The following is a 19063-nucleotide window of genomic DNA, read 5'->3' as shown; positions in this document are numbered from 1 at the left end:
GTCCGAACAGGCTAACGTCCCGCACCCGTTCGGACCTGGGGTAGCGGGAAATCAGTCCACGCAGACCACGCCGTTGGCCGTGATGGGCGCGGCGCTGCTCGCCGGGCTGGACGACCCGGTCTCCGAGCGCGCCGACGACGTGTCGTCGGTCGTGCCCAGCTCCGCGTTGTCGGCGCCCACGTAGATCAACACCTGACCCCTCGGCACGGAGTCGTCCAGCTCGGTCGTGGCGTTACCGCCGAGCGCCTGGACCACCCGGTCCGCGTACGCCTCCTGGCCCGTGCCGTACCGGACCACGGTGGTGTCGCTGACCGCCGAGTTGAGCGCCTGCCCCTTGCGGAAGCCCTGATCGCCGAGCGCGTTCAGCACCTTCAGCGCGACGCCGGACACCCCGGACGAGTTGTAGACCTGCACCGTGATCGCCGAGGGCTGCGGGCCCGCGGACGGCGACGGCGACCCCGACGGCGACCCCGACGGCGAGGTCGACGGCTTCGGCTTGTCCGAGGCCAGGTCGCCCAGGAACGCCTTGACCTCCGCCGCGTCGACCGGCAGGACGTTGCCGTCGCTGTAGGTGTCGGTCGGCGGCCCGACCGGGATGGTGCGGAACTCCAGCTTGCCCGACGCCAGCCCCTGCATCTGGCTGGCGAACTCGGTGATGTCCCAGCCCTGGCTGAGCACCACCGACTTCTGCACCGCGCCGACCAGGCCGCTGAGCCTGGCCGGGTCGGTCAGGGTGCCGGTGGAGAGCACCTTGCGGGCCAGCGCGCCGATGAACACCTGCTGGCGCACGATCCGGTCCAGGTCGCCGTTGGGCAGCTCGTGCCGCTGCCGCACGAACTGCAGCGCCTGCCTGCCCTCCAGCGTCTGGACGCCCGCCGGGAACTTCGCCCCGGAGTAGTACTCGTCGTCCACCGGGTTGTTCAGGCACACCTCGACGCCGCCGATGGCCTGGGTGACCTCGTAGAAGCTCGCGAGGTTCACCTCCGCGTACCGGTCGATCTTGATGGCGCCGCCGGACAGGTCCTCGATGGTCTTGATCAGCGTGCGCCGGCCGGCGAGCGTCGACTCCAGCTCGATCTTCGCCAGGTCGGTCTCCCCCTTCGCCTGGAGCTCGGCGGAGGTGGTGTTCTTCTGCCTGATCAGCGCAGAGTTGATCTTGTGCTTGCCGAACCCGTCGGCGATCTCCACGTACGCGTCGCGCGGGAACGAGATCGCGACGGCGCGCGTCCCGTCCTGCGGGACGTGCACGAGGATGATCGTGTCGGTGTTCAGCGTCCCCTCGTCGACGCCGCCGTTCAGCAGCGCCAGCACCTCGTCGGACAGCGGCTTGCCCTGCGCGTCGGTGCGGCTGTCGCTGCCGACCAGCAGGATGTCGATCGCCCCGTCGAGGGGTTTGCGCGTGGATTCGGGCGAGACGGTGGAAGACGCCTCGCCGAACACGTCCGTCGTCGTCACACCCTGGTTCAGGGTGCGCAGCTGGTGCCATCCGTACCAGGTCACCACGAGCACGGCCGCCGAGACGAGCGCGACCAGCGTCCTCCCCGTGCCGACCAGCACGCGCAGTGCGGCCGAACCCCCGGTTCGACCGGGCGGACTCCCGTCCACTTGCGCTGCCTCCCCAGAGTCAGGTCCTGTCAACCAAGGTTAATCGCGGGTGGCCAAATCGACCCGACTTCACCCCTTATACGGGATACGGGGTAACAACCCGGTGGGTTGCGCGGTTAAGACGGTGACACACTTCGCAGGAGTCGGACTGGGTTCGGACTGGAGAGGACAACCATGCGGGTGCTGGTTACAGGCGGTGCCGGTTTCATCGGCTCGCACTACGTGCGGGAACTGGTGGGCGGCGCCTACCCGGCCTACGCCGACGCCGAGGTCGTGGTGCTGGACAAGCTGACCTACGCGGGCAACGAGGCCAACCTCGCGCCCGTCGCGGACAGCCCCCGGTTGCGCTTCGTGCAGGGCGACATCTGCGACCGCGACCTGGTGGCCGAACTGGTCAAGGGCGCGGACGCGGTCGTGCACTTCGCCGCCGAGTCGCACGTCGACCGGTCGATCTCGGGGTCCGCCGACTTCGTGCTCACCAACGTCCTGGGCACCCAGACGATGCTCCAGGCGGCGCTGGAGGCCGAGGTCTCGCGGTTCGTCCACGTCTCGACCGACGAGGTCTACGGCTCGATCGAGCAGGGCTCGTGGACCGAGGACCACGTGCTGGAGCCCAACTCCCCCTACTCCGCGTCCAAAGCGTCCTCGGACCTCCTCGCGCGCGCCTTCCACCGGACGCACGGATTGCCGGTCTGCGTCACGCGGTGTTCGAACAACTACGGTCCGTATCAATTCCCGGAAAAGGTCATCCCGCTGTTCGTCACCAACCTGGTGGACGGCAAGAAGGTGCCCCTGTACGGCGACGGGCTGAACGTGCGCGACTGGCTGCACGTCGACGACCACTGCCGGGGCATCCAGCTGGTGCTCGAAGGCGGGCGCGGCGGCGAGATCTACAACATCGGCGGCGGCACCGAGCTGACCAACCGCGAGCTGACCGAGAAGCTCCTGGAGGCCACCGGCCGCGACTGGGACGACTCGGTCGAGCCGGTCACCGACCGCAAGGGCCACGACCGGCGCTACTCGGTCGACATCACCAAGATCAACCAGGAGCTGGGCTACTCGCCGAAGGTCGACTTCGCCGAGGGCCTGGCGAGCACCGTCGCCTGGTACCGGGACAACCGCGACTGGTGGGAGCCGCTCAAGCAGCGCGCCTCCCTGGCCCGCTGATGGCCGCCACCGCGCTGCTCGTGCCCGGCGGGCGCGGCCAGCTCGGGCAGGACCTGCTCGCCACCGGCGGGCGCGTGCGGGCGCTCTCGTCGGCCGAGCTGGACATCACCGACGCCGACGCCGTCGCGGACCGGGTGTCCGAGTTCGCCGCGTGGGCACGCGCCGAGGGCCTCGCCCCGGTCGTGGTCAACGCCGCCGCCTACACCGCCGTGGACGACGCCGAGACCGACGAGGACCGCGCCCTCGCGGTCAACGCGCTCGGGCCGGAACTGCTCGCGCTCGCCTGCCGCGAGCACGACGTGCCGCTGCTGCACGTGTCCACCGACTACGTCTTCCCCGGCGACGCCACCGCGCCCTACGAGCCGGACGACGTCACCGGGCCGCGCTCGGCCTACGGGCGCACCAAGCTCGCGGGCGAGCGGCGCGCGCTGGCCGCCTGGGACCGGACCTGGGTCGTGCGCACCGCGTGGGTGTACGGGGCGGGCGGGCCGAACTTCGTGAAGACGATGGCGAGGCTGGCCGGGCAGCGCGAGAGCCTGTCCGTCGTGGACGACCAGCGCGGCTCGCCCACCTGGTCCGCCGACCTCGCGGCCGGGCTGGTCGAGCTGGCCGCCGCGACCACCGGTCCCGCCGCGCCCGCGCAGCGCGTGCTGCACGCCACCGGCGGCGGCGAGACGACCTGGTTCGGCCTCGCGCGGGCGGTGTTCGAGGAGCTGGGGCTGGACCCGGAGCGGGTGCGCCCCTGCGGCACCGAGGACTTCCCCCGCCCCGCGCCGAGGCCCGCGTACTCGGTGCTCTCGCCGAAGGCGTGGGAGTCGGCGGGGCTCACGCCGCTGCGACCGTGGCGCGAAGCGCTGACCGCGGCCGTGCGGGACGGGGTCGCGGGCTAGCCGCACTCCGCTTCCGGATGTGCCGAGGAGTGGCGCTCCTCCGTCAGCGGGGTGGTTCCGGCGCGCACACGGGTGTGCGCCGGAACCACCCCGCTTGAAGGGCAACCCCCGTCCCCCAGCGGGTTTTCCGCAAAAACGGGAAGTTTTCCGCATCGCGGCGGATTGCGCGCAGTAGACCGTCCACCACTTCAGTGGCCTGCGCTGCGCCAAAGGGGTGGGAATTCCGGACTGGTCTGGTTCGGCGGCCCGGTGCTGGGGCAGCCTTTTCGCCATGTCCGAACGTGGGCGCACCCAGAACACTGTGGCCCAGCAACAGGAAGAGCGGCAGCGCTTCCTCCGCAGGGCGGTCGTGATCAGCGGATCGCGGCAGGTTTCCGAGGAAGACCTCTTTCCCCGGAAAAAGCCTTAACGACGACGTCTAGCCGCTTTTTCGTAAGCCTTCACGGTGAGTTCCGCGGTGCGCCGCCAGGTGAACTCGGAGGCGTGGGCCCGCCTGGCCGCTTGAGCGGCCGGGCTGGGCGGGGTTTCCACGGTCTCCACCAGCGCCTGGCCCAGCGCCTCGACGTCGCCCACCGGCACGTGCACCGCGTGCCCGCCCGCCACCTCGCGCAGCGCGGGCACGTCCGAGCACACCACGGGGACGTTGCACGCCAACGCCTCCAGCACCGGCAGCCCGAAGCCCTCGTCCCGAGAGGGGAGCACCAGCACCGAGGCGCCCGCCACCACGCGCCGCAGGTCGATCTCGGTCAGGTACCCGGTCCGCACGACCCGGCCGTCCACCCCGGACTCGCCGGGCCCGGCCAGCACCAGCGGCGGCAGCTCCGGCCGCGCCGCGTGCGCCGCGATCAGCCGGTCCAGCCCCTTGCGCGGCCCGCCCGCGCCCACGAACAGCAGGTACTCCAGCGGCAGCCGCAGCCGCGCCCGCACCGGGTCCGACGGCGGTCGCGCCGCGAACCACGCCGGGTCGACGCCCAGCGGCGTCACCACGACCCGGTCCTCCGGCACGCCCAGCCGCTCCACGACCTGGTCCGCGACCGCGCGCGTCGGCGTGCACACCACCGCCGCCCGCGAGGCCGACTGCCGCACCAGCTCGGGCAGCCGCGCGTCCGACGGCGGCAGGTCGCCGGGGTGGTCCAGCATCGCCAGGTCGTGGATCGTCACCACGCCACCGGCCCGCACCGACGGCGGCAGCACGAAGTTCGTCGCGTGCATGACGTCCGCCAGCCCCGCGAGCACCTCCACCGGAGGGAACGGCGCGCGCAGCCAGAACTGCCGCAGCAGCCGCGCCGACACCGGGAGCCCGCGCGCCACCACGTCGTGCGGCAGCACCGTCCGCAGCGCCCGCCACCCGCGCAGCGTGAACGCCACCGCGCGCACGTCCACCTCGTCCACCATCGACGCCAGCTCCTCGGCCAGCGCCGCGGTGTAGCGGCCGATCCCGGTGCGCTGCCCCAGCAGCGGGGTCCCGTCCAGCAGGACCGTCAGCGGGCGCCTAGCCACGGCCGCGCAGCTTCTTGAGCACCCGTCCGGTGGCCCGCTTGGCCAGCTCGCTCGGGCCGCCCGCGTCCAGGTACTCGCGCACCAGCTTGATGTCCCGCTCCACCTTCTCCCGCGTGCCCAGCGGCTTGTTGCGCACCATCGGCGACGAGCCGGGCAGCCGGTCCGCCGACGGCCTGGGGTTGCGGCAGAACTCCACCAGCGGCGCGAGCGCCACCTCCCAGGTGAACCGCTCCCGCACCACGGCGATCCGCTCGGCGCACGCCGCCGCGAACTCCTCGTCGTACACGGCCTTCTCCAGCGCCGCCGCCAGCGCCACCGGGTCCTCCGACGGCACCACGACGCCGAGGCCCTCGCGCTCGACCAGGTCGGCGAACGAGTCGCCGTCGGTGGTCACGATCGGCAGCCCGGCCCACAGGTAGTCCAGCACCCGCGTGCGGAACGCGAACGTGGTCTCCACGTGCTCGTAGTGCGTGGTGACGCCGCAGTCCGCGTCCAGCAGCCAGTTCTGCCGGTCCTGGTAGGCGACCCAGCTCTCGTTGAAGAACACGTGCTCGTTCGTCAGCCCGAGCCTGCCGGAGAGCGCCCGCGTCTGCCCCGCGACGTCCATGTCGGGCACCTCGGGGTTGGGGTGCTTCATCCCGAGGAACACCAGCCGCACGTCCGGCCGCCGCTCGCGCAGCTCGTCCACCGCGCTCACCAGCGTGAGCGGGTCGAACCAGCTGTAGACGCCACCGGCCCACAGCACGACCTTGTCGTCCGCGCCGATGCCCAGCACGTCGCGCAGGCCGGGACCGGTGCGCGTCGGCGGCTTCGCGGACAGCCCGAACGGGGCCACGGCCAGCAGCGAGCGCACGGTCGGGTCGGTGTCGTACAGCGACGGCGTCAGCCTGCCCAGCGCGGCCAGGTGCCCCAGCCAGAAGTGCCGCTGCCGCTCGGAGGCGCACAGGAAGAAGTCACCGCGCGCCAACTGGGTGTTGAGCACCCGCGTGACGCCGACGAGGTCCAGCGCGCGCTGCTCGTCGGTGCCGTCCTTGCCCTGCTCCAGCAGCTCCAGGTGCATCGGGTCGTACATGTCGCACACGACGACCTTGGTGGAGGAGCGCTCCTTCACCTGCGGCAGGTACTCCAGCGCGTGGCCCTGCAGCACCACGACGTCGGCCCAGTCGACGTGCTCGCCCAGCTCCTTCTGCCGCGCCCGCAGCACCGGGAACGGCGCGTCGGGCGGCGCGCACAGCGGGTTCACCGTCACCAGCCGCACGTCGTGCTCGGCCACCAGCACATCGGCCATGTTCCACGCCCGGATCGCCGGGCCCGCCATCTTCGGCGAGATCGCGTCGCCGGTCAGCACCAGCACCCGGCGGGGGCGGCCGAACACGCCCTCCAGGCCGAACACGTCGACCAGCACCTCGTGCGCGGCCAGGTAGCGCGGCAGCGGGTACGCGGGCTCCATGGCCTTGCGCATCAGCGGCAGCAGGTCGGCGTCGGTGCGCCTGCGCGCGGCCTGCTCGGCCTTGCGCGACTCGGCCAGCGAGGGCAGCAGCTCCACGAACTGGTCGATCGCCAGGAACCCGGCCAGCGCCTGCCGCGCGATCGGCACGGGCGCCGCGTCGTCCGCCGGGTCGGCGGGGCGGCGGGTGATCTCCAGCTGGGTCGGGTCGATGTCGCCGCGCGCGGTCGCCCTGCGCACCACCAGCGCGAGCGCGGCGGGCAGCACCTTGGCGAGCACGTCGTCGGACAGGTTCTTGTACAGCGCGGCCAGCGCGTTGCGCTCCAGCAGGAACAGCTCGCGGCTGGTGTCCACGGACTTCATGGACGCGTGGTGCTTGTGGAACGTCAGCGACTTGGGCTCGTACCGCACCCGCCAGCCGCGCAGGTTCAGCCGCCAGCCGAGGTCGACGTCCTCGTAGAACATGAAGAACCGCTCGTCGAAGCCGCGCAGCCTCGCGAACAGGTCGGTGCGCACGACCATCGCGGAGCCGGTCGCGAACAGCACGTCGCGCGGCGCGTCGTGACTGCCGTCGTCCACCTCGCCCGCGTGCCGCTTGTAGCCCATGCCGAACCAGGTCAGCCCGGCGTCGACGAAGTCGACCACCTTGCCGTCCCAGTCCAGGACCTTGCTGGCGACCGCGCCCACGGCCGGGTCCTCGCGCAGCACCCGGACGGCCTCGCGCAGCCAGCCCGCGTCGGGGCGCGCGTCGTTGTTCAGGAACGCCAGCACGGAGCCCTTGGCGCGCTTGGCGCCCAGGTTGCAGCCGCCCGCGAAGCCCAGGTTCTCCGGGGCCTCCACGACCTCGGCCCTGGGCACGGACGTGCGGATGAGCTCGGCGCTGCCGTCACCGGAGGCGTTGTCCACGCAGACGACCTGGAGCAGGTCGGGCGGGTAGTCGACGTCGGTGAACAGCGCCCGCAGGCACGTGGTGGTGTCCTCGGCGCCGCGGTAGTTCACCACGACGACCGTCACGACAGGCAGACTCCCTCGCTCCACGGGCTAAGCCTGCCTCATCACGCTCCGCAGCGGGCGGTCACGGTGGTTTATGCCTCCGACGGGTTCAGCCGGGACCCGCCGCGACCGCCGCGCCACCACGCGCCTCAGTCGCCGTCACCCGGCTCCTCCTCGTCCTCGTCCCGCTCGGCCTCCACGGTCGCCAGGCTCTCCCGCTGCCACTCGACCGTGATCTTGACGTGGGCCTCGGCGGTGGAGCGGGCGATCGCGAACAGCCCGGAGGCCCCCACCTTCAGCCCGATCTCGACGGCCACCCGGTCGGGCGCGGGGGAGCGCAGCGACCCGATCCGCTGGGCGACCGTCCCGGCAACGGACCTGGCCAGCTCGATGCCGCCCTCCAGGGTGTCCTCGGCCAGCTCCCTGGTCCGGTCCCACCGCCTGCCGACCCGGACGGGCCCGTCGTGCTCCTCGTCGATCTCGAACGGGACTAAGTCGCCGTCCTCGGTGCGCACCTCGACGTACTCGGTCACGGGCCCTCCCGGTGCTGTCGGCGCGGTGCGGTCAGCGCCCGGCCCACTCCCGCCAGACGACCGCCCTGGACACCTTGGCACGCCGACCGATCGCACCGCGCTGCACGAGTGCGGACGGCAGCCGCAGCAGCACCTCGCCGATCACCCGCAGTCGCAACCCCACCCGGAAGTTCGCCCCTTCGGGTCGTCCTCCGCGCACCGGCAGCAGCGCGGTGATGGCGGCGAACCGCGCCAGCTCGCGCAGCGCCACCCCGGCGGGCGCGCAGCGCAGCAGCATGAGCAGCCGGTTCCGCTCGTTCCACCGGTGGAACAGCGGCGATCCCGGCTCGCTGCTCGCCCCGTGCCGGTGCCGCACCCGCGCAGGCCCCACCGACACGATCCGGTGACCCGACAACCGGAGCCGCCACGACGTGTCCGTGTCCTCGTAGTAGCAGAAGAACGAGCCGGGCACCCCGCCCGCGCCCACCAGCTCGGCGGTCCGCACCAGCGCGGCCCCGCCGCAGAACCCGAACACGTCCCGCCCGGCGAGCACCAGGTCGGCCCCGTGCCCGTCGGTGGTGATCCGCACCCCGACCGACTGGGTGGACCCGTCCGGCAGCAGCATCGAGGAGGTCGCCGCGGCGGCCCCCCGGTCGCGCCGCAGCTCGTCCTCCAGCGCGGCCAGCCAGGTCGGCTCGGGCGCGGCGTCGTCGTTGAGCCAGGCCACGAACTCGGTGCCCACGCGGGGCAGCACGGCGGCCAGCGCGCCCGCGTACCCGGTGTTGCGCGGCAGCCGCACCACCTCGGGGCGGCTCGGGTGCGCGGCCAGCAGCCCGGCGGTGCCGTCGTCGGAGGCGTTGTCCACGACGAGCAGCCGGTGCGCCCGCCGCTGCGCGGAGAGCGCGTCGAGGCACTCGGTGACGTGCTCGCGCCCTCGCCAGGTCACCACGACCACCGTCGTGCTCGGGCTGGGCGCACCGCTCGGGTTCGACACGGCCGGAGACGGTACGCGCCCCGCACGAGCGCTCGCGCCCGGATCTGGACCACGAACGCGCGAACCCCCACCACCAGCTGACGGCGCGCGTGAGAACGTACCCGCCGTGCCGAACCTGGTTGTGCTCGCCGAGCAGCTGCTGGCCCCGGTCCCCGGCGGCACCGGCCGCTACACCCGAGAGCTCACCGCGGCCCTGGCCGCGACCGCCCCGCCCGGCTGGACCGTGACCACCGCCGTGAGCAGGCACCCCGACCCCTCCGCCGCGGCCGTGCCCGGCGTCGGGGCGCCGAGGGTGCTCCCGATCCCCCGCAGGGCCCTGATCGCCGCCTGGGAGCGGGGCGTGCCGTACTGGCCGGGTGGTGACGCCGTGCACGCCCCGACCCCGCTGGCCCCACCACGCGGCCGGGTCGTGGTGACCGTCCACGACACCGTCCCCTGGACCCACCCCGAGACCCTCACCCCACGCGGCGCGGCCTGGCACCGCCGCGTCATCGCCCGAGCCGCGGCCCGCCCAACCCCCCTGGTCGTGCCCACCCAGGCCGTGGCGGACGACCTGAAGACCAGGGTCCCCTGCACCGCACCCCCGATCGCCATCCCCCACGGGGTGACACCGCTGGGCGAGTCCTCCCCCCTCCCCGACCTCCCGGACCGCTACGTCCTCGCCATCGGCACCATCGAGCCCCGCAAGGGCCTGGAAACCCTCGTGGCCGCCACCGCGCAGCTGGACGTCCCCCTCCTGGTGGTCGGCCAACGGGGCTGGGGCGAGGTGGACCTGACCGCCCCGCACGTCCGCCTGCTGGGCAAGCTGCCCGACCCCCAGCTGGCCCACGTCCTGCGCAACGCCACCGCCCTGGCCGTCCCCAGCCTCGCCGAGGGCTTCGGCCTTCCGCTGGTGGAGGCCATGTCCGAGGGCGTCCCCGTGGTCCACTCCGACGCGCCCGCCCTGCTGGAGGTGGCCGGGGGAGCGGGCCTGGTGGCGGAGCGCGGCGACCCCAGATCCCTGGAAGCCGCTCTCCGCTCACTCCTGACCGACCACCCCCTGGCCGCCCGACTCGCGGCAGCGGGCCGCCGCAGGGCCGAGGACTTCACCTGGGAGCGGGCAGCCCGAGCCGTCTGGGAACTCCACCTGGCCCAGGCCGCCACCGCTTCCGCCGAGCGCGGCGCGCGGTGAGCGCCGCGGAACCCCCGGTCCGGGACGGCGCTTTCCCGCGCACGCTCCCACCAGGGAGAACACATTCCCCCGCGATTCGCCAGGCGAGCGTTGTCGAATCGTTCGGGGCATTCGCCAACGGCGCCGTGAACGCTGGTCGTACCCTTCACGGCGTGCCACCCGTCGAACCCAGCGTGCTGATCGACGCCACCGCCGTCCCCGCGGATCGGGGCGGGGTCGGGAGGTACGTGGACTCGCTGGTCACCGCGCTCGACGCGGACGGCGCGGGCGTCAGCGTGGTGTGCCAGCCACGGGACGCGTCCCACTACCGCAGCCTGGCCCCGACCTCCCGCGTGATCGCGGCGGCCGAGGCAGTAGCCACCCGAACCGCCCGGCTCACCTGGGAGCAGGCCTCGCTGCCCAGGCTGGTAGCCCGCCTGGGCGTGGACGTCGTGCACTCGCCGCACTACACCCTGCCGCTGGCCAGCAGAGCCGCGTCCGTCGTGACCCTGCACGACGCCACGTTCTTCACCGACCCGGCGCTGCACTCCTCGGTCAAGGCCCGCTTCTTCCGGGCCTGGACGCGGGCGTCCCTGCGCAGGGCGTCCCTGTGCGTGGTCCCCAGCCACGCCACCGCGGACGAGCTGGCCCGCGTAGCAGGCGCGGACCGCACAGCCCTGCACATAGCCCAGCACGGCGTGGACACCGAACGCTTCCACCCACCTACCCCCCAGCAGGTGGCGTCAGTCCGCGCCTCCCTGGGCCTGGGCGCCACCCCGTACGTGGCCTTCCTGGGCGCCCTGGAACCCCGCAAGAACGTCCCAGCCCTGATCCGGGGCTTCGCCAGGGCCTGCCAAGGCCGCGCGGACCCCCCCGCCCTGGTCCTGGCAGGCCAACCGGGCTGGGACGGCCAGGTGGAACGCGCCCTGGACTCGGTCCCGCACCGAATCCGGGTGATCCGCGCCGGCTACCTCCCCTTCGACGACCTCGCCGGTTTCCTCGGCGGCGCAGAACTGGTCGCCTACCCCTCGCTGGGCGAGGGCTTCGGCCTCCCAGTCCTGGAAGCCATGGCCTGCGGCGCAGCCGTCCTCACCACCCGCCGCCTGAGCCTCCCCGAGGTGGGCGGCGACGCCGTCGCCTACTGCGGCGTAGGCGCAGGCGACATCGCCGCGGCCCTGACGGCCCTCCTGGACGACCCGTCCCGCAGACACGCCCTCTCAACGGCAGCCCTGGTCCGGGCGAAGGACTTCTCCTGGGAAACGTCAGCAGCCCGCCACCGCCTCGCCTACGCCCGAGCCGCACACGCCCACCAGGCCACCAAACGCTGACGCACCCCGCCGGCGAGACCGCCCCAACAGCACTCACCGGCGGGCCCCTGACCGCTTCGCAGGCCGACCGCTTCGCACGTTGACCGCCTCGCGGGCTGCACGCACTCGCAGGCTGACCGCTTCGCACGTTGACCGCTTCGCGGGCTGCAGGCCAATCGCACTCGCGGTCTGCAAGCCAATCGCACTCGCGGGCTGCGGGGCGAGCGCAGCGAGCCCACGCAGCCCCCATCCCGCGTCCCTCTTCTCCGTTTGGCCTGGCGAAGCCCGAGCACGCTTGTCAAGATGCCGCCGCACTGCCACGGCAGACCGCCCGAGTCATACGGCGTCTTGACGAGCGTGCTTGCCTGAAAGGAGGCCAAACGGAGAAGAGGGACCCGGACCACCGCAGGGGTAAACCGCACCACCAACGGAACGGTCACCGGCCGACAGAGCCCGTCCCCCTCTTTTTTGGAGGTCTGCCCCGCCGGCGAGGCGTGCCCTTCAGCTCTTGATCTTCAGCCCGTCCCCCTCAAGCTCTCACCCCCGAACGCACCACTAGGGTGAGCCGCGTGACGCGCTACGGAGACGACCTTGCGGTGGTGACAGTCACCTACTCACCAGGTGACACCCTCGACCGCTTCCTGGACACCCTCGCCGGGGCCACCACCCGGCCCGTCCGGGTCGTGCTCGCGGACAACGGCTCCACCGACGGCGTGCCCGAACGCGCAGCCGTCGAGCACGACGACGTCGAGTTCGTGCCCACCGGCGGCAACCTCGGCTACGGCGGTGGCGCCAACCGCGGAGTCGCCGCGCTGGACGACTCGATCGGCTGGATCGTGATCGCCAACCCCGACCTGGAGTGGGCCGCAGGCAGCCTCGACCGCCTCCTCGACGCCACCACCCGCTGGCCCAGGGGCGGCGCCTTCGGCCCCCTGGTCCGCGAACCGGACGGCGAGGTCTACCCGTCCGCGCGCCTGCTCCCCTCCCTCGGCCGGGGGATCGGGCACGCGCTGTTCGCCAAGGTGTGGCCCTCGAACCCCTGGACCCGCGAGTACCGCCAGGAGCGCACCGGCATCACCGAGCGCACCGCGGGCTGGCTCTCCGGCTCCTGCCTGCTCCTGCGCCGCGAGGCCTTCGACTCCGTCGACGGCTTCGACGCCCGCTACTTCATGTACTTCGAGGACGTCGACCTGGGCGACCGCATCTCGAAGGCGGGCTGGCTGAACGTCTACGTCCCGACTGCGGAGGTCGTGCACATCGGCGGGGCGTCCACCAAGAAGGCCTCGGGCCGGATGCTCGCCGCCCACCACAGCAGCGCCTACCGCTACCTGTCCGACCGCCACCAGGGCCTCGCCTGGGCCCCCATGCTCCTGGCGGTCCGCCTGGGCCTGGGCCTGCGCCTCAAGCTCCTCACCCGCAGGGCCTGACCGCCCACCGCCCGCAAGCACACCGCCCGCAAGCACACCTATCGCGGGCACACCTATCGCGGGCACACCTATCGCAAGCACACCTATCGCAAGCACACCTATCGCAAGCACACCGACCAGCGAAGACACGCCCGGCCGCCCCCGTGACCACCGTCACGTGCGGTCGGGCGTCCGGGTGTTCCGGGCGTCATCCCACCCTCACCCCTCGCCGTTCAACCGCCCGGCCAACCCGCCCTGCTGCCCCTGCCCACCGGACAACCGCTGCGACAGCGACGGCCTGCTGGCCACCTGCTGCACGGTAGGCACCGGCCCTGGCGCAACCCGCTCCTCAGGCTCGGGCGGAGGCATCTTCACCGCGGGCGGCGGAGGCGGAACATCCTGCAACCCGTTCGCGATCCTCGTGGTCAGGATCATCGTGGAGTCCGGGTCCGGCCCCTTCGGCTCGGCCGCCTCCACCACGCTGCGCGGGATCTGCTGGGTCGACGACGAGTCCATCGGCGAGGTCATGTTGTTCGGCGTCACGATGTGGACACCGCCGCGTGCGCGGGCACGGGCGAGCACGGCATCAGCCCTAGCACGGGGATCCATCCGGCTCACTCCTGCTGTCCGTCGGGCCGGCGGGCGCCGGCGCTGCGATCTGTGACGCTCCACCGACCCGGAACCACCGGCCCTGTCAGCGGGGCGTTTCTGCCAGAGTATTCGCAAGCACGAGCGGAAGTAAGCGGAGGAGGAAAAACGGCATGTCGGAGCTGCAAGGCGCCGAGGCGGTGGTTCTGGTCGGGGGCAAGGGGACCCGTCTGCGCCCCCTGACCCTGTCCGCCCCCAAGCCCATGCTGCCGACCGCGGGGGTGCCCTTCCTCACCCACTTGCTGTCGCGCATCCGCGAGGTGGGCATCAGGCACGTGGTGCTGGGCACGTCCTACAAGGCCGAGGTGTTCGAGGAGCACTTCGGCGACGGCGCGGACCTGGGGCTGGAGCTGGAGTACGTCGTGGAGGAGGAGCCGCTGGACACGGCGGGCGCCATCCGCAACGTCGCCCACCTGCTCCGCGAGCCCGACGTCATGATCTTCAACGGGGACATCCTGTCCGGCGTCGACCTGCGCGGGGTGCTGAACACGCACCGCACGGCCGAGGCGGACGTGACCCTGCACCTGGTCAAGGTGAACGACCCGCGCCGGTTCGGCTGCGTGCCCACCGACGAGGACGGGCGGGTCACCGCGTTCCTGGAGAAGACCGAGAACCCGCCGACGGACCAGATCAACGCGGGCTGCTACGTCTTCAAGCGCGAGGTCATCGAGGCCATCCCGGCCGGTCGTCCGGTCTCCGTGGAGCGTGAGACGTTCCCCGGCCTGCTCGCGGGCGGCGCCCGGCTGCAGGGGCACGTGGACACCTCGTACTGGCTCGACCTGGGCACGCCCGCCGCGTTCGTGCAGGGGTCCACGGACCTCGTGCGCGGGATCGCGCCGTCGGCCGCGCTGACCGAGGGCACCGGCGAGGCGCTGATCAAGGCCGGTGCGACCGTGCACGAGGGCGCGGTGCTGCGCGGCGGCTCGACGGTCGGCGCGGGCTGCACCGTCGCCGAGGGCGCGGTGCTCGACGGGGCGGTGCTGTTCGACGGCGCGGTGATCGGCGAGGGCGCGGTCGTGGAGCGGAGCGTCGTCGGCGCGGGCGCGCTCGTGCAGGCGGGCGCGGTCGTGGCCGACGCGGTGATCGGCGACGGCGCGGTGATCGGCGCGCGGTGCGAGCTGCGCGACGGGGTCAGGGTGTGGCCGGGGGTCGTGCTGCCGGAGGCGGGGGTTCGCTTCTCCGCCGACGTGTAGCCCGGTGCTCGGAGGTGTGACGGCCGGGACCGCGCCGGGGGAGTCCCCCCTGGCGCGGTCCTGGTCGCCGCCGTTCCCGGTCGACGTCGGCGCGGTGGTCGCGCCGGTGCGGCGGGGACCGGGGGACCCGTCGTTCCACCGGGAGGCCTGTGGGGCGGTGTGGCTGGCTGCGGGGACTCCCTGCGGCGCTGGGACGCTCCGGCTCGCGGTCTCCGGTGGCGCGGTCGACGCGCTGGCTTGGGGGTCGGGCGCGGAGTGGTTGTTGGACGGGCTGCCCGCGCTGCTCGGCGCGGAGGACGACGACTCCGGGTTCGTCGCGCATCACCCGCTGGTCGCCGAGAGCAGGCGGCGCAGGCCGGGGGTGCGGTTGTGCTCCACGGGGCGGGTGTGGGACGCGCTGCTGCCCGCGGTTCTGGAGCAGAAGGTCACCGGGACCGAGGCGCAGCGGTCGTACCGGCAGCTCTGCGTGCGGTTCGGTGAGGTGGCGCCTGGGCCTACGCCGATGCCGCTGCACGTGCCGGTCGGGCCTCGGGTGGTGATGCGGTTGGCGGACTGGGAGTGGCACGCGGCCGGGGTCGACGGGGCTCGGCGGCGCACGCTCGTCGCGGCGGCGCAGGTCGCGCACCGGTTGGAGGCCGCGGCCGGGATCAAGGGCGTGCTGGGGCGGGAGCTGCTGCGGAAGGTTCCGGGGATCGGGGTGTGGACTGCCGCTGAGGTCGCGCAGCGGGCCTGGGGGGACGCGGACGCGGTCAGCTTCGGGGATTTTCACCTGGCCAAGACCGTTGGGCACGCGTTGACCGGTGGGGCGGTGGATGACGACGGGATGGCCGGGCTGTTGGCGCCGTACTCGCCGCAGCGGCATCGGGCGGTGGTGTTTCTGCTGCTCAGTGGGGTTCGGGCGCCTCGGCGCGGGGTGCGGTTCTCGCCTCGGGACTACCGGCGGGTTTAGGGGTGACGGTCAAGGGGTGAAGGTCAAGGGCTGAAAGTCAAGAGCTGAAAAGCACGCCTCGCCGGCGGGGCAGACCTCCAAAAAAGAGGGACACAGGCTCTGCTGGCCGGTGGCGCTTGGTCCTGTGGTCCCGTTTACCCCTGCGGTGGTCCGGGTCCCTCTTCTCCGTGTGGCCTCCTTTCAGGCAAGCACGCTTGTCAAGACGCCGTTGGGCACCCCGGTCTTCCGGGCAGTGCGGCGGCATCTTGACAAGCGTGCTCGGGCTTCGCCAGGCCAAACGGAGAAGAGGGACGCGGGATTGGGCGGCTGCGGGCTCGCTGCGCTCGCCCCGCAGCCCGCGAGGCGGTCGGCCTGCGGTCTGTTGTGGCTTGGGAGTGTGGTTGGCTTGCGGTTCGTCCGTGTGTCAGGTTGCCGTGCGCGTCCGCGTCGCCGCGATCAGCGGGCGGAGGTCCTCGGTGTCCTCCGGCAGGGCGTCCAGCGGCCACCACCGGAGGTCCTTCGACTCCGCGCTGATCACCGGCACCGCCCCCTCCGGGGCCCTGACCACGAAGCGCACGTCGAAGTGCCTGGTCGGCTTGCCCAGCGAGCAGGTGATCGGGTGCACGTCCAGGTGCACCGGCACCGGGTCCAACCGCAGCCCGTGGATGCCCGACTCCTCCGTCGCCTCGCGCATCGCGGCGTCCGGCAGGGTCGCGTCGGTCTCCTCGCAGTGCCCGCCCAGCTGCAACCACCGGCCGACCCTGGGGTGCAGGGTCAGCAGCACCCGCTCGCCGCTCGCGTCCAGCACCACGGCCGACGCGGTCAGGTGGCCCGGTTCGCACGCGCGGGCGCACGCGTCCGGCCTGGCCAGCAGGAAGCCGAGGTAGGCCTGCCGCAGCGCCTCCTGCTCCGCCGTCCCCGGCTTCCAGTCCCCCAGCACCGCCAGCGCGCTCGCGCGCAGCCCGTCCACGCTCACAGCTCCACGAACCCTTCCTCCACGAGCGGCCTGGCCTCCAGCGGTTCCACCGGGTGGCCCACCGCCACCGCGCCCAGCGGTTCCCACGACGACGGCAGGTCCAGCGCCGCGCGGACCACGTCCGGGCAGAAGATCGTCGACGACACCCAGCACGAGCCGACGCCCTCGGCGGCCAGCGCCACCAGCAGGCCCTGCACGGCGGCGCCACCCGCGATCGTGAACATGGTGCGCTCGGCCTCGGCCCTGCGCTCGTCCGGGTAGGCGTGGGCGCCCGACCTGACCAGGAAGGGCAGCACGATCTCCGGGGCGTCGCGCAGGAAGTCGCCGCGCGCGGTGCGCCTGGCCACCTCCTCCTCGGACAGGCCGTCGGCGCGCAGGTCCTCGCGCCAGCGCTCCCGCATGGCCTCCAGCAGCGCCGTCCTGCGCTCCCGCACGTGCACGAACCGGACCGGCCTGGTGTGGTGCGGCGCCGGTGCGGTCAGTGCCGCTCCCACCGCCCTGCGCAGCAGGTCCCGGTCCACCGGCTCGGCCGTGAACGCCCGCACTGAGCGGCGCACCAGCAGCGCCTCGGCGCGGCCCTTCGCGATCGCCTCCGCCGTGCCCATCCGGAACAGGTCGTCCTCGACCGGGCGGGCCAGGTCGCGGGCCTTCGAGCCGTCGTCCGAGGTCGGCAGGCCGCGCACCACGGCCACCGGGACCGCGCCCAGCTTGCCCTTGACCAGGTCGGCCGCCGCGGCGATCTCGTCGGCCACCGCCACCTCGGTCACCACCAGGGAGTTGCCCTGCCGGTCCACCGAGCCCGCGTACCGGTGCAGCACCGCCAGGCCCGCCGCGCCGATCGCCGCGTCGGTCTGCCCGACCCGCCAGGCCCGGCCCATCGTGTCGGTGACCACCACGGCCACCTCCACGCCCAGCAGCTCCGCCAGCCTCGCCCGCAGCGCGGCGGCCGACGCGTCCGGGTCCACCGGGAGCAGCGCGATCTCGTCGCCCGCCACGTTCGAGGCGTCCACGCCGGAGGCCGCCTGGATGATGCCCAGCTTGTTCTCGGTGATCAGCGTGCGGTTCCTCCGCGCGATCACCGACACCGCCTCGGCGCGCACCCAGTGCCTGCGCACCGCGTCCCGCTCCTCCGGGTCGGCGGGCACCCGCACCAGCCTGCCCTCGACCTTCGAGACGACCTTGCTGGTCACCACGACCACGTCGCCGTCGGCCAGCCACGGCGCGGCGGTCGCGAGCGCGCCCGCCAGGTCGTCGCCCGGCCGGAACTCCGGCAGGCCGGGCACCGGCAGGATCGTGACGCCCCCGGAGGCCGCGTGGTCCGCGCCGGGGGGCTCCGCAGCCGAGGGCTCCGCAGCCGCCCCAGCGGCTCCGCGCTCAGTCAACGTCGGCTCCCGCCAGGTCCAGCGCGGCCCGCGCCATCTCCGCGGTCGCCTCGGGTGACGACATCAGCAGCGGCACCGCCCGCACCGCCACGCCCGGCACGTCGCACCGGTCGCCGCTGTGCACCAGCCACGCGTCCAGCACGCCGCCCTCAGACATCCGCCGCGACCCGTACAGCCGCCCGACCGCCTCGGCCGAGGTCTCCACGCCGATCGCGGACAGGCACGCGTCCGCCATGCCGCGCAGCGGCTTGCCGCCGATGATCGGCGACAGGCCCACCACGCCGGCCGACGTCTTGCGCAGCGCGTCCCGGATGCCCGGCACCGCCAGCACCGTGCCCACGCTCACCACCGGGTTCGACGGGGCCAGCACGACCGCGTCCGCCTCGGCGATCGCGTCCAGCACGCCCGGCGCCGGACGCGCCTTCTCCGCGCCGACCGACGCGAACGACAGCGCGGGCAGCTTCGCCCGGTGCTTGACCCACCACTCCTGGAAGTGGATGGCCCTGCGCCCGCCGTCGTCCTCGACCACCACGTGCGTCTCGACGCGGTCGTCGCTCATCGGCAGCAGGCGCACGCCCGGCTGCCAGCGGTGGCACAGCGCCTCGACCACGGCCGACAGCGGGTAGCCCGCGTTCAGCATCCGGGTGCGCACCAGGTGGGTCGCGATGTCCCGGTCGCCGAGCCCGAACCACTCCGGGTCGGCCCCGTAGGCGGCCAGCTCCTCCTTGACCACCCACGACTCGCCCGCCCGACCCCACCCGCGCTCGGCGTCGATGCCGCCGCCCAGGGTGTACATGCAGGTGTCCAGGTCGGGCGTTATCCGCAGACCGTGCATCCACACGTCGTCACCGGTGTTCACCACCGCCGTGATCTCGTGCTCGGACCCCGCGAGCAGGGACTTGAGCCCCACCAGGAACCGCGCCCCGCCAACCCCGCCAACCACCACGACGACCTTCACGGGTGGC

Annotated in this window: 17 protein-coding genes; 8 read left to right on the top strand and 9 right to left on the bottom strand. The window is 73.2% G+C overall.

What is annotated here, in order from left to right; translation table 11 throughout:
* Positions 1-51: 51 nt before the first annotated feature.
* A complete protein-coding gene (locus tag AMIR_RS31470; protein ID WP_015805033.1) occupies positions 52-1605 on the bottom strand; it encodes an LCP family protein in 1554 nt (517 codons plus the stop codon).
* Between the two features lie 174 nt (positions 1606-1779).
* Between AMIR_RS31470 and rfbB the strand changes: the two genes are divergently transcribed.
* Together rfbB and rfbD are read left to right on the top strand one after the other, a co-directional pair.
* Entirely contained in the window at positions 1780-2772 is a 993-nt protein-coding gene (rfbB, locus tag AMIR_RS31465; protein ID WP_015805032.1) for a dTDP-glucose 4,6-dehydratase, read from the top strand.
* A complete protein-coding gene (rfbD, locus tag AMIR_RS31460; protein ID WP_015805031.1) occupies positions 2772-3662 on the top strand; it encodes a dTDP-4-dehydrorhamnose reductase in 891 nt (296 codons plus the stop codon). Before rfbB ends, rfbD begins: the two co-directional genes overlap by 1 nt.
* Before the next feature lie 405 nt (positions 3663-4067).
* On the opposite strand, the gene AMIR_RS31455 is transcribed toward rfbD, so the two are convergent.
* The 4 genes from AMIR_RS31455 to AMIR_RS31440 form a co-directional block, all read right to left on the bottom strand.
* Positions 4068-5162 carry a glycosyltransferase family 4 protein gene (locus AMIR_RS31455; RefSeq protein WP_015805030.1) on the bottom strand — a complete coding sequence of 365 codons (1095 nt, stop codon included), beginning with the start codon at positions 5160-5162 and terminating at the stop codon, positions 4068-4070.
* A complete protein-coding gene (locus AMIR_RS31450) occupies positions 5155-7623 on the bottom strand; it encodes a glycosyltransferase (protein ID WP_015805029.1) in 2469 nt (822 codons plus the stop codon). Before AMIR_RS31450 ends, AMIR_RS31455 begins: the two co-directional genes overlap by 8 nt.
* Positions 7624-7751: 128 nt before the next feature.
* Positions 7752-8135, bottom strand: a complete 384-nt coding sequence (locus AMIR_RS31445; protein WP_015805028.1) for a CU044_2847 family protein — start codon at positions 8133-8135, stop codon at positions 7752-7754.
* Positions 8136-8166: 31 nt separating this feature from the next.
* A complete protein-coding gene (locus AMIR_RS31440; protein ID WP_245554565.1) occupies positions 8167-9108 on the bottom strand; it encodes a glycosyltransferase family 2 protein in 942 nt (313 codons plus the stop codon).
* Positions 9109-9214: 106 nt separating this feature from the next.
* Here AMIR_RS31440 and AMIR_RS31435 point away from each other — a divergent pair, with 106 nt between their 5' ends.
* The 4 genes from AMIR_RS31435 (at position 9215) to AMIR_RS43335 (ending at position 13294) form a co-directional block, all read left to right on the top strand.
* Positions 9215-10279, top strand: coding sequence for a glycosyltransferase family 4 protein (locus AMIR_RS31435; protein ID WP_015805026.1), 1065 nt, complete (start codon positions 9215-9217; stop codon positions 10277-10279).
* Between the two features lie 173 nt (positions 10280-10452).
* Positions 10453-11586 (top strand): glycosyltransferase family 4 protein, encoded by a 1134-nt coding sequence (locus AMIR_RS31430; protein WP_015805025.1) that lies wholly within the window; start codon positions 10453-10455, stop codon positions 11584-11586.
* Positions 11587-12134: 548 nt separating this feature from the next.
* Positions 12135-12992, top strand: a complete 858-nt coding sequence (locus AMIR_RS31425; RefSeq protein ID WP_015805024.1) for a glycosyltransferase family 2 protein — start codon at positions 12135-12137, stop codon at positions 12990-12992.
* Positions 12920-13294 carry a pentapeptide repeat-containing protein gene (locus AMIR_RS43335; RefSeq protein ID WP_143761205.1) on the top strand — a complete coding sequence of 125 codons (375 nt, stop codon included), beginning with the start codon at positions 12920-12922 and terminating at the stop codon, positions 13292-13294. Before AMIR_RS31425 ends, AMIR_RS43335 begins: the two co-directional genes overlap by 73 nt.
* Here AMIR_RS43335 and AMIR_RS36420 read toward each other — a convergent pair.
* Positions 13191-13580: a hypothetical protein gene (locus AMIR_RS36420; RefSeq protein ID WP_015805023.1), complete on the bottom strand. Its 390-nt coding sequence runs from the start codon at positions 13578-13580 to the stop codon at positions 13191-13193. The two genes, AMIR_RS43335 and AMIR_RS36420, sit on opposite strands and share 104 nt — an antisense overlap.
* 152 nt (positions 13581-13732) lie before the next feature.
* Here AMIR_RS36420 and manB point away from each other — a divergent pair, with 152 nt between their 5' ends.
* Together manB and AMIR_RS31410 are read left to right on the top strand one after the other, a co-directional pair.
* The gene (manB, locus tag AMIR_RS31415) at positions 13733-14812 is read left to right on the top strand and encodes a mannose-1-phosphate guanylyltransferase (RefSeq protein WP_015805022.1); all 1080 of its coding nucleotides are present in this window, start codon (positions 13733-13735) and stop codon (positions 14810-14812) included.
* Positions 14813-14816: 4 nt separating this feature from the next.
* Positions 14817-15761: a DNA-3-methyladenine glycosylase family protein gene (locus AMIR_RS31410; protein ID WP_015805021.1), complete on the top strand. Its 945-nt coding sequence runs from the start codon at positions 14817-14819 to the stop codon at positions 15759-15761.
* Between the two features lie 403 nt (positions 15762-16164).
* Here AMIR_RS31410 and AMIR_RS31405 read toward each other — a convergent pair whose 3' ends face one another.
* The 3 genes from AMIR_RS31405 to cofD are packed head-to-tail and all read right to left on the bottom strand — an operon-like array spanning position 16165 to position 19056.
* Entirely contained in the window at positions 16165-16710 is a 546-nt protein-coding gene (locus AMIR_RS31405) for an NUDIX hydrolase (RefSeq protein ID WP_015805020.1), read from the bottom strand.
* Positions 16711-16712: 2 nt separating this feature from the next.
* Complete coding sequence (locus tag AMIR_RS31400; RefSeq protein ID WP_015805019.1) at positions 16713-18098, bottom strand: coenzyme F420-0:L-glutamate ligase; 1386 nt, start codon at positions 18096-18098, stop codon at positions 16713-16715.
* On the bottom strand, positions 18091-19056 hold the full coding sequence (gene cofD / locus AMIR_RS31395) for a 2-phospho-L-lactate transferase (RefSeq protein WP_015805018.1): 966 nt from the start codon (positions 19054-19056) through the stop codon (positions 18091-18093). The genes AMIR_RS31400 and cofD overlap by 8 nt, the downstream gene beginning before the upstream one ends.
* Positions 19057-19063 lie beyond the last annotated feature (7 nt).

The sequence above is a fragment of the Actinosynnema mirum DSM 43827 genome (genome assembly GCF_000023245.1).
GTDB classification, from domain to species: domain Bacteria; phylum Actinomycetota; class Actinomycetes; order Mycobacteriales; family Pseudonocardiaceae; genus Actinosynnema; species Actinosynnema mirum.
This window is presented reverse-complemented; position numbering and strand designations above follow the sequence as displayed.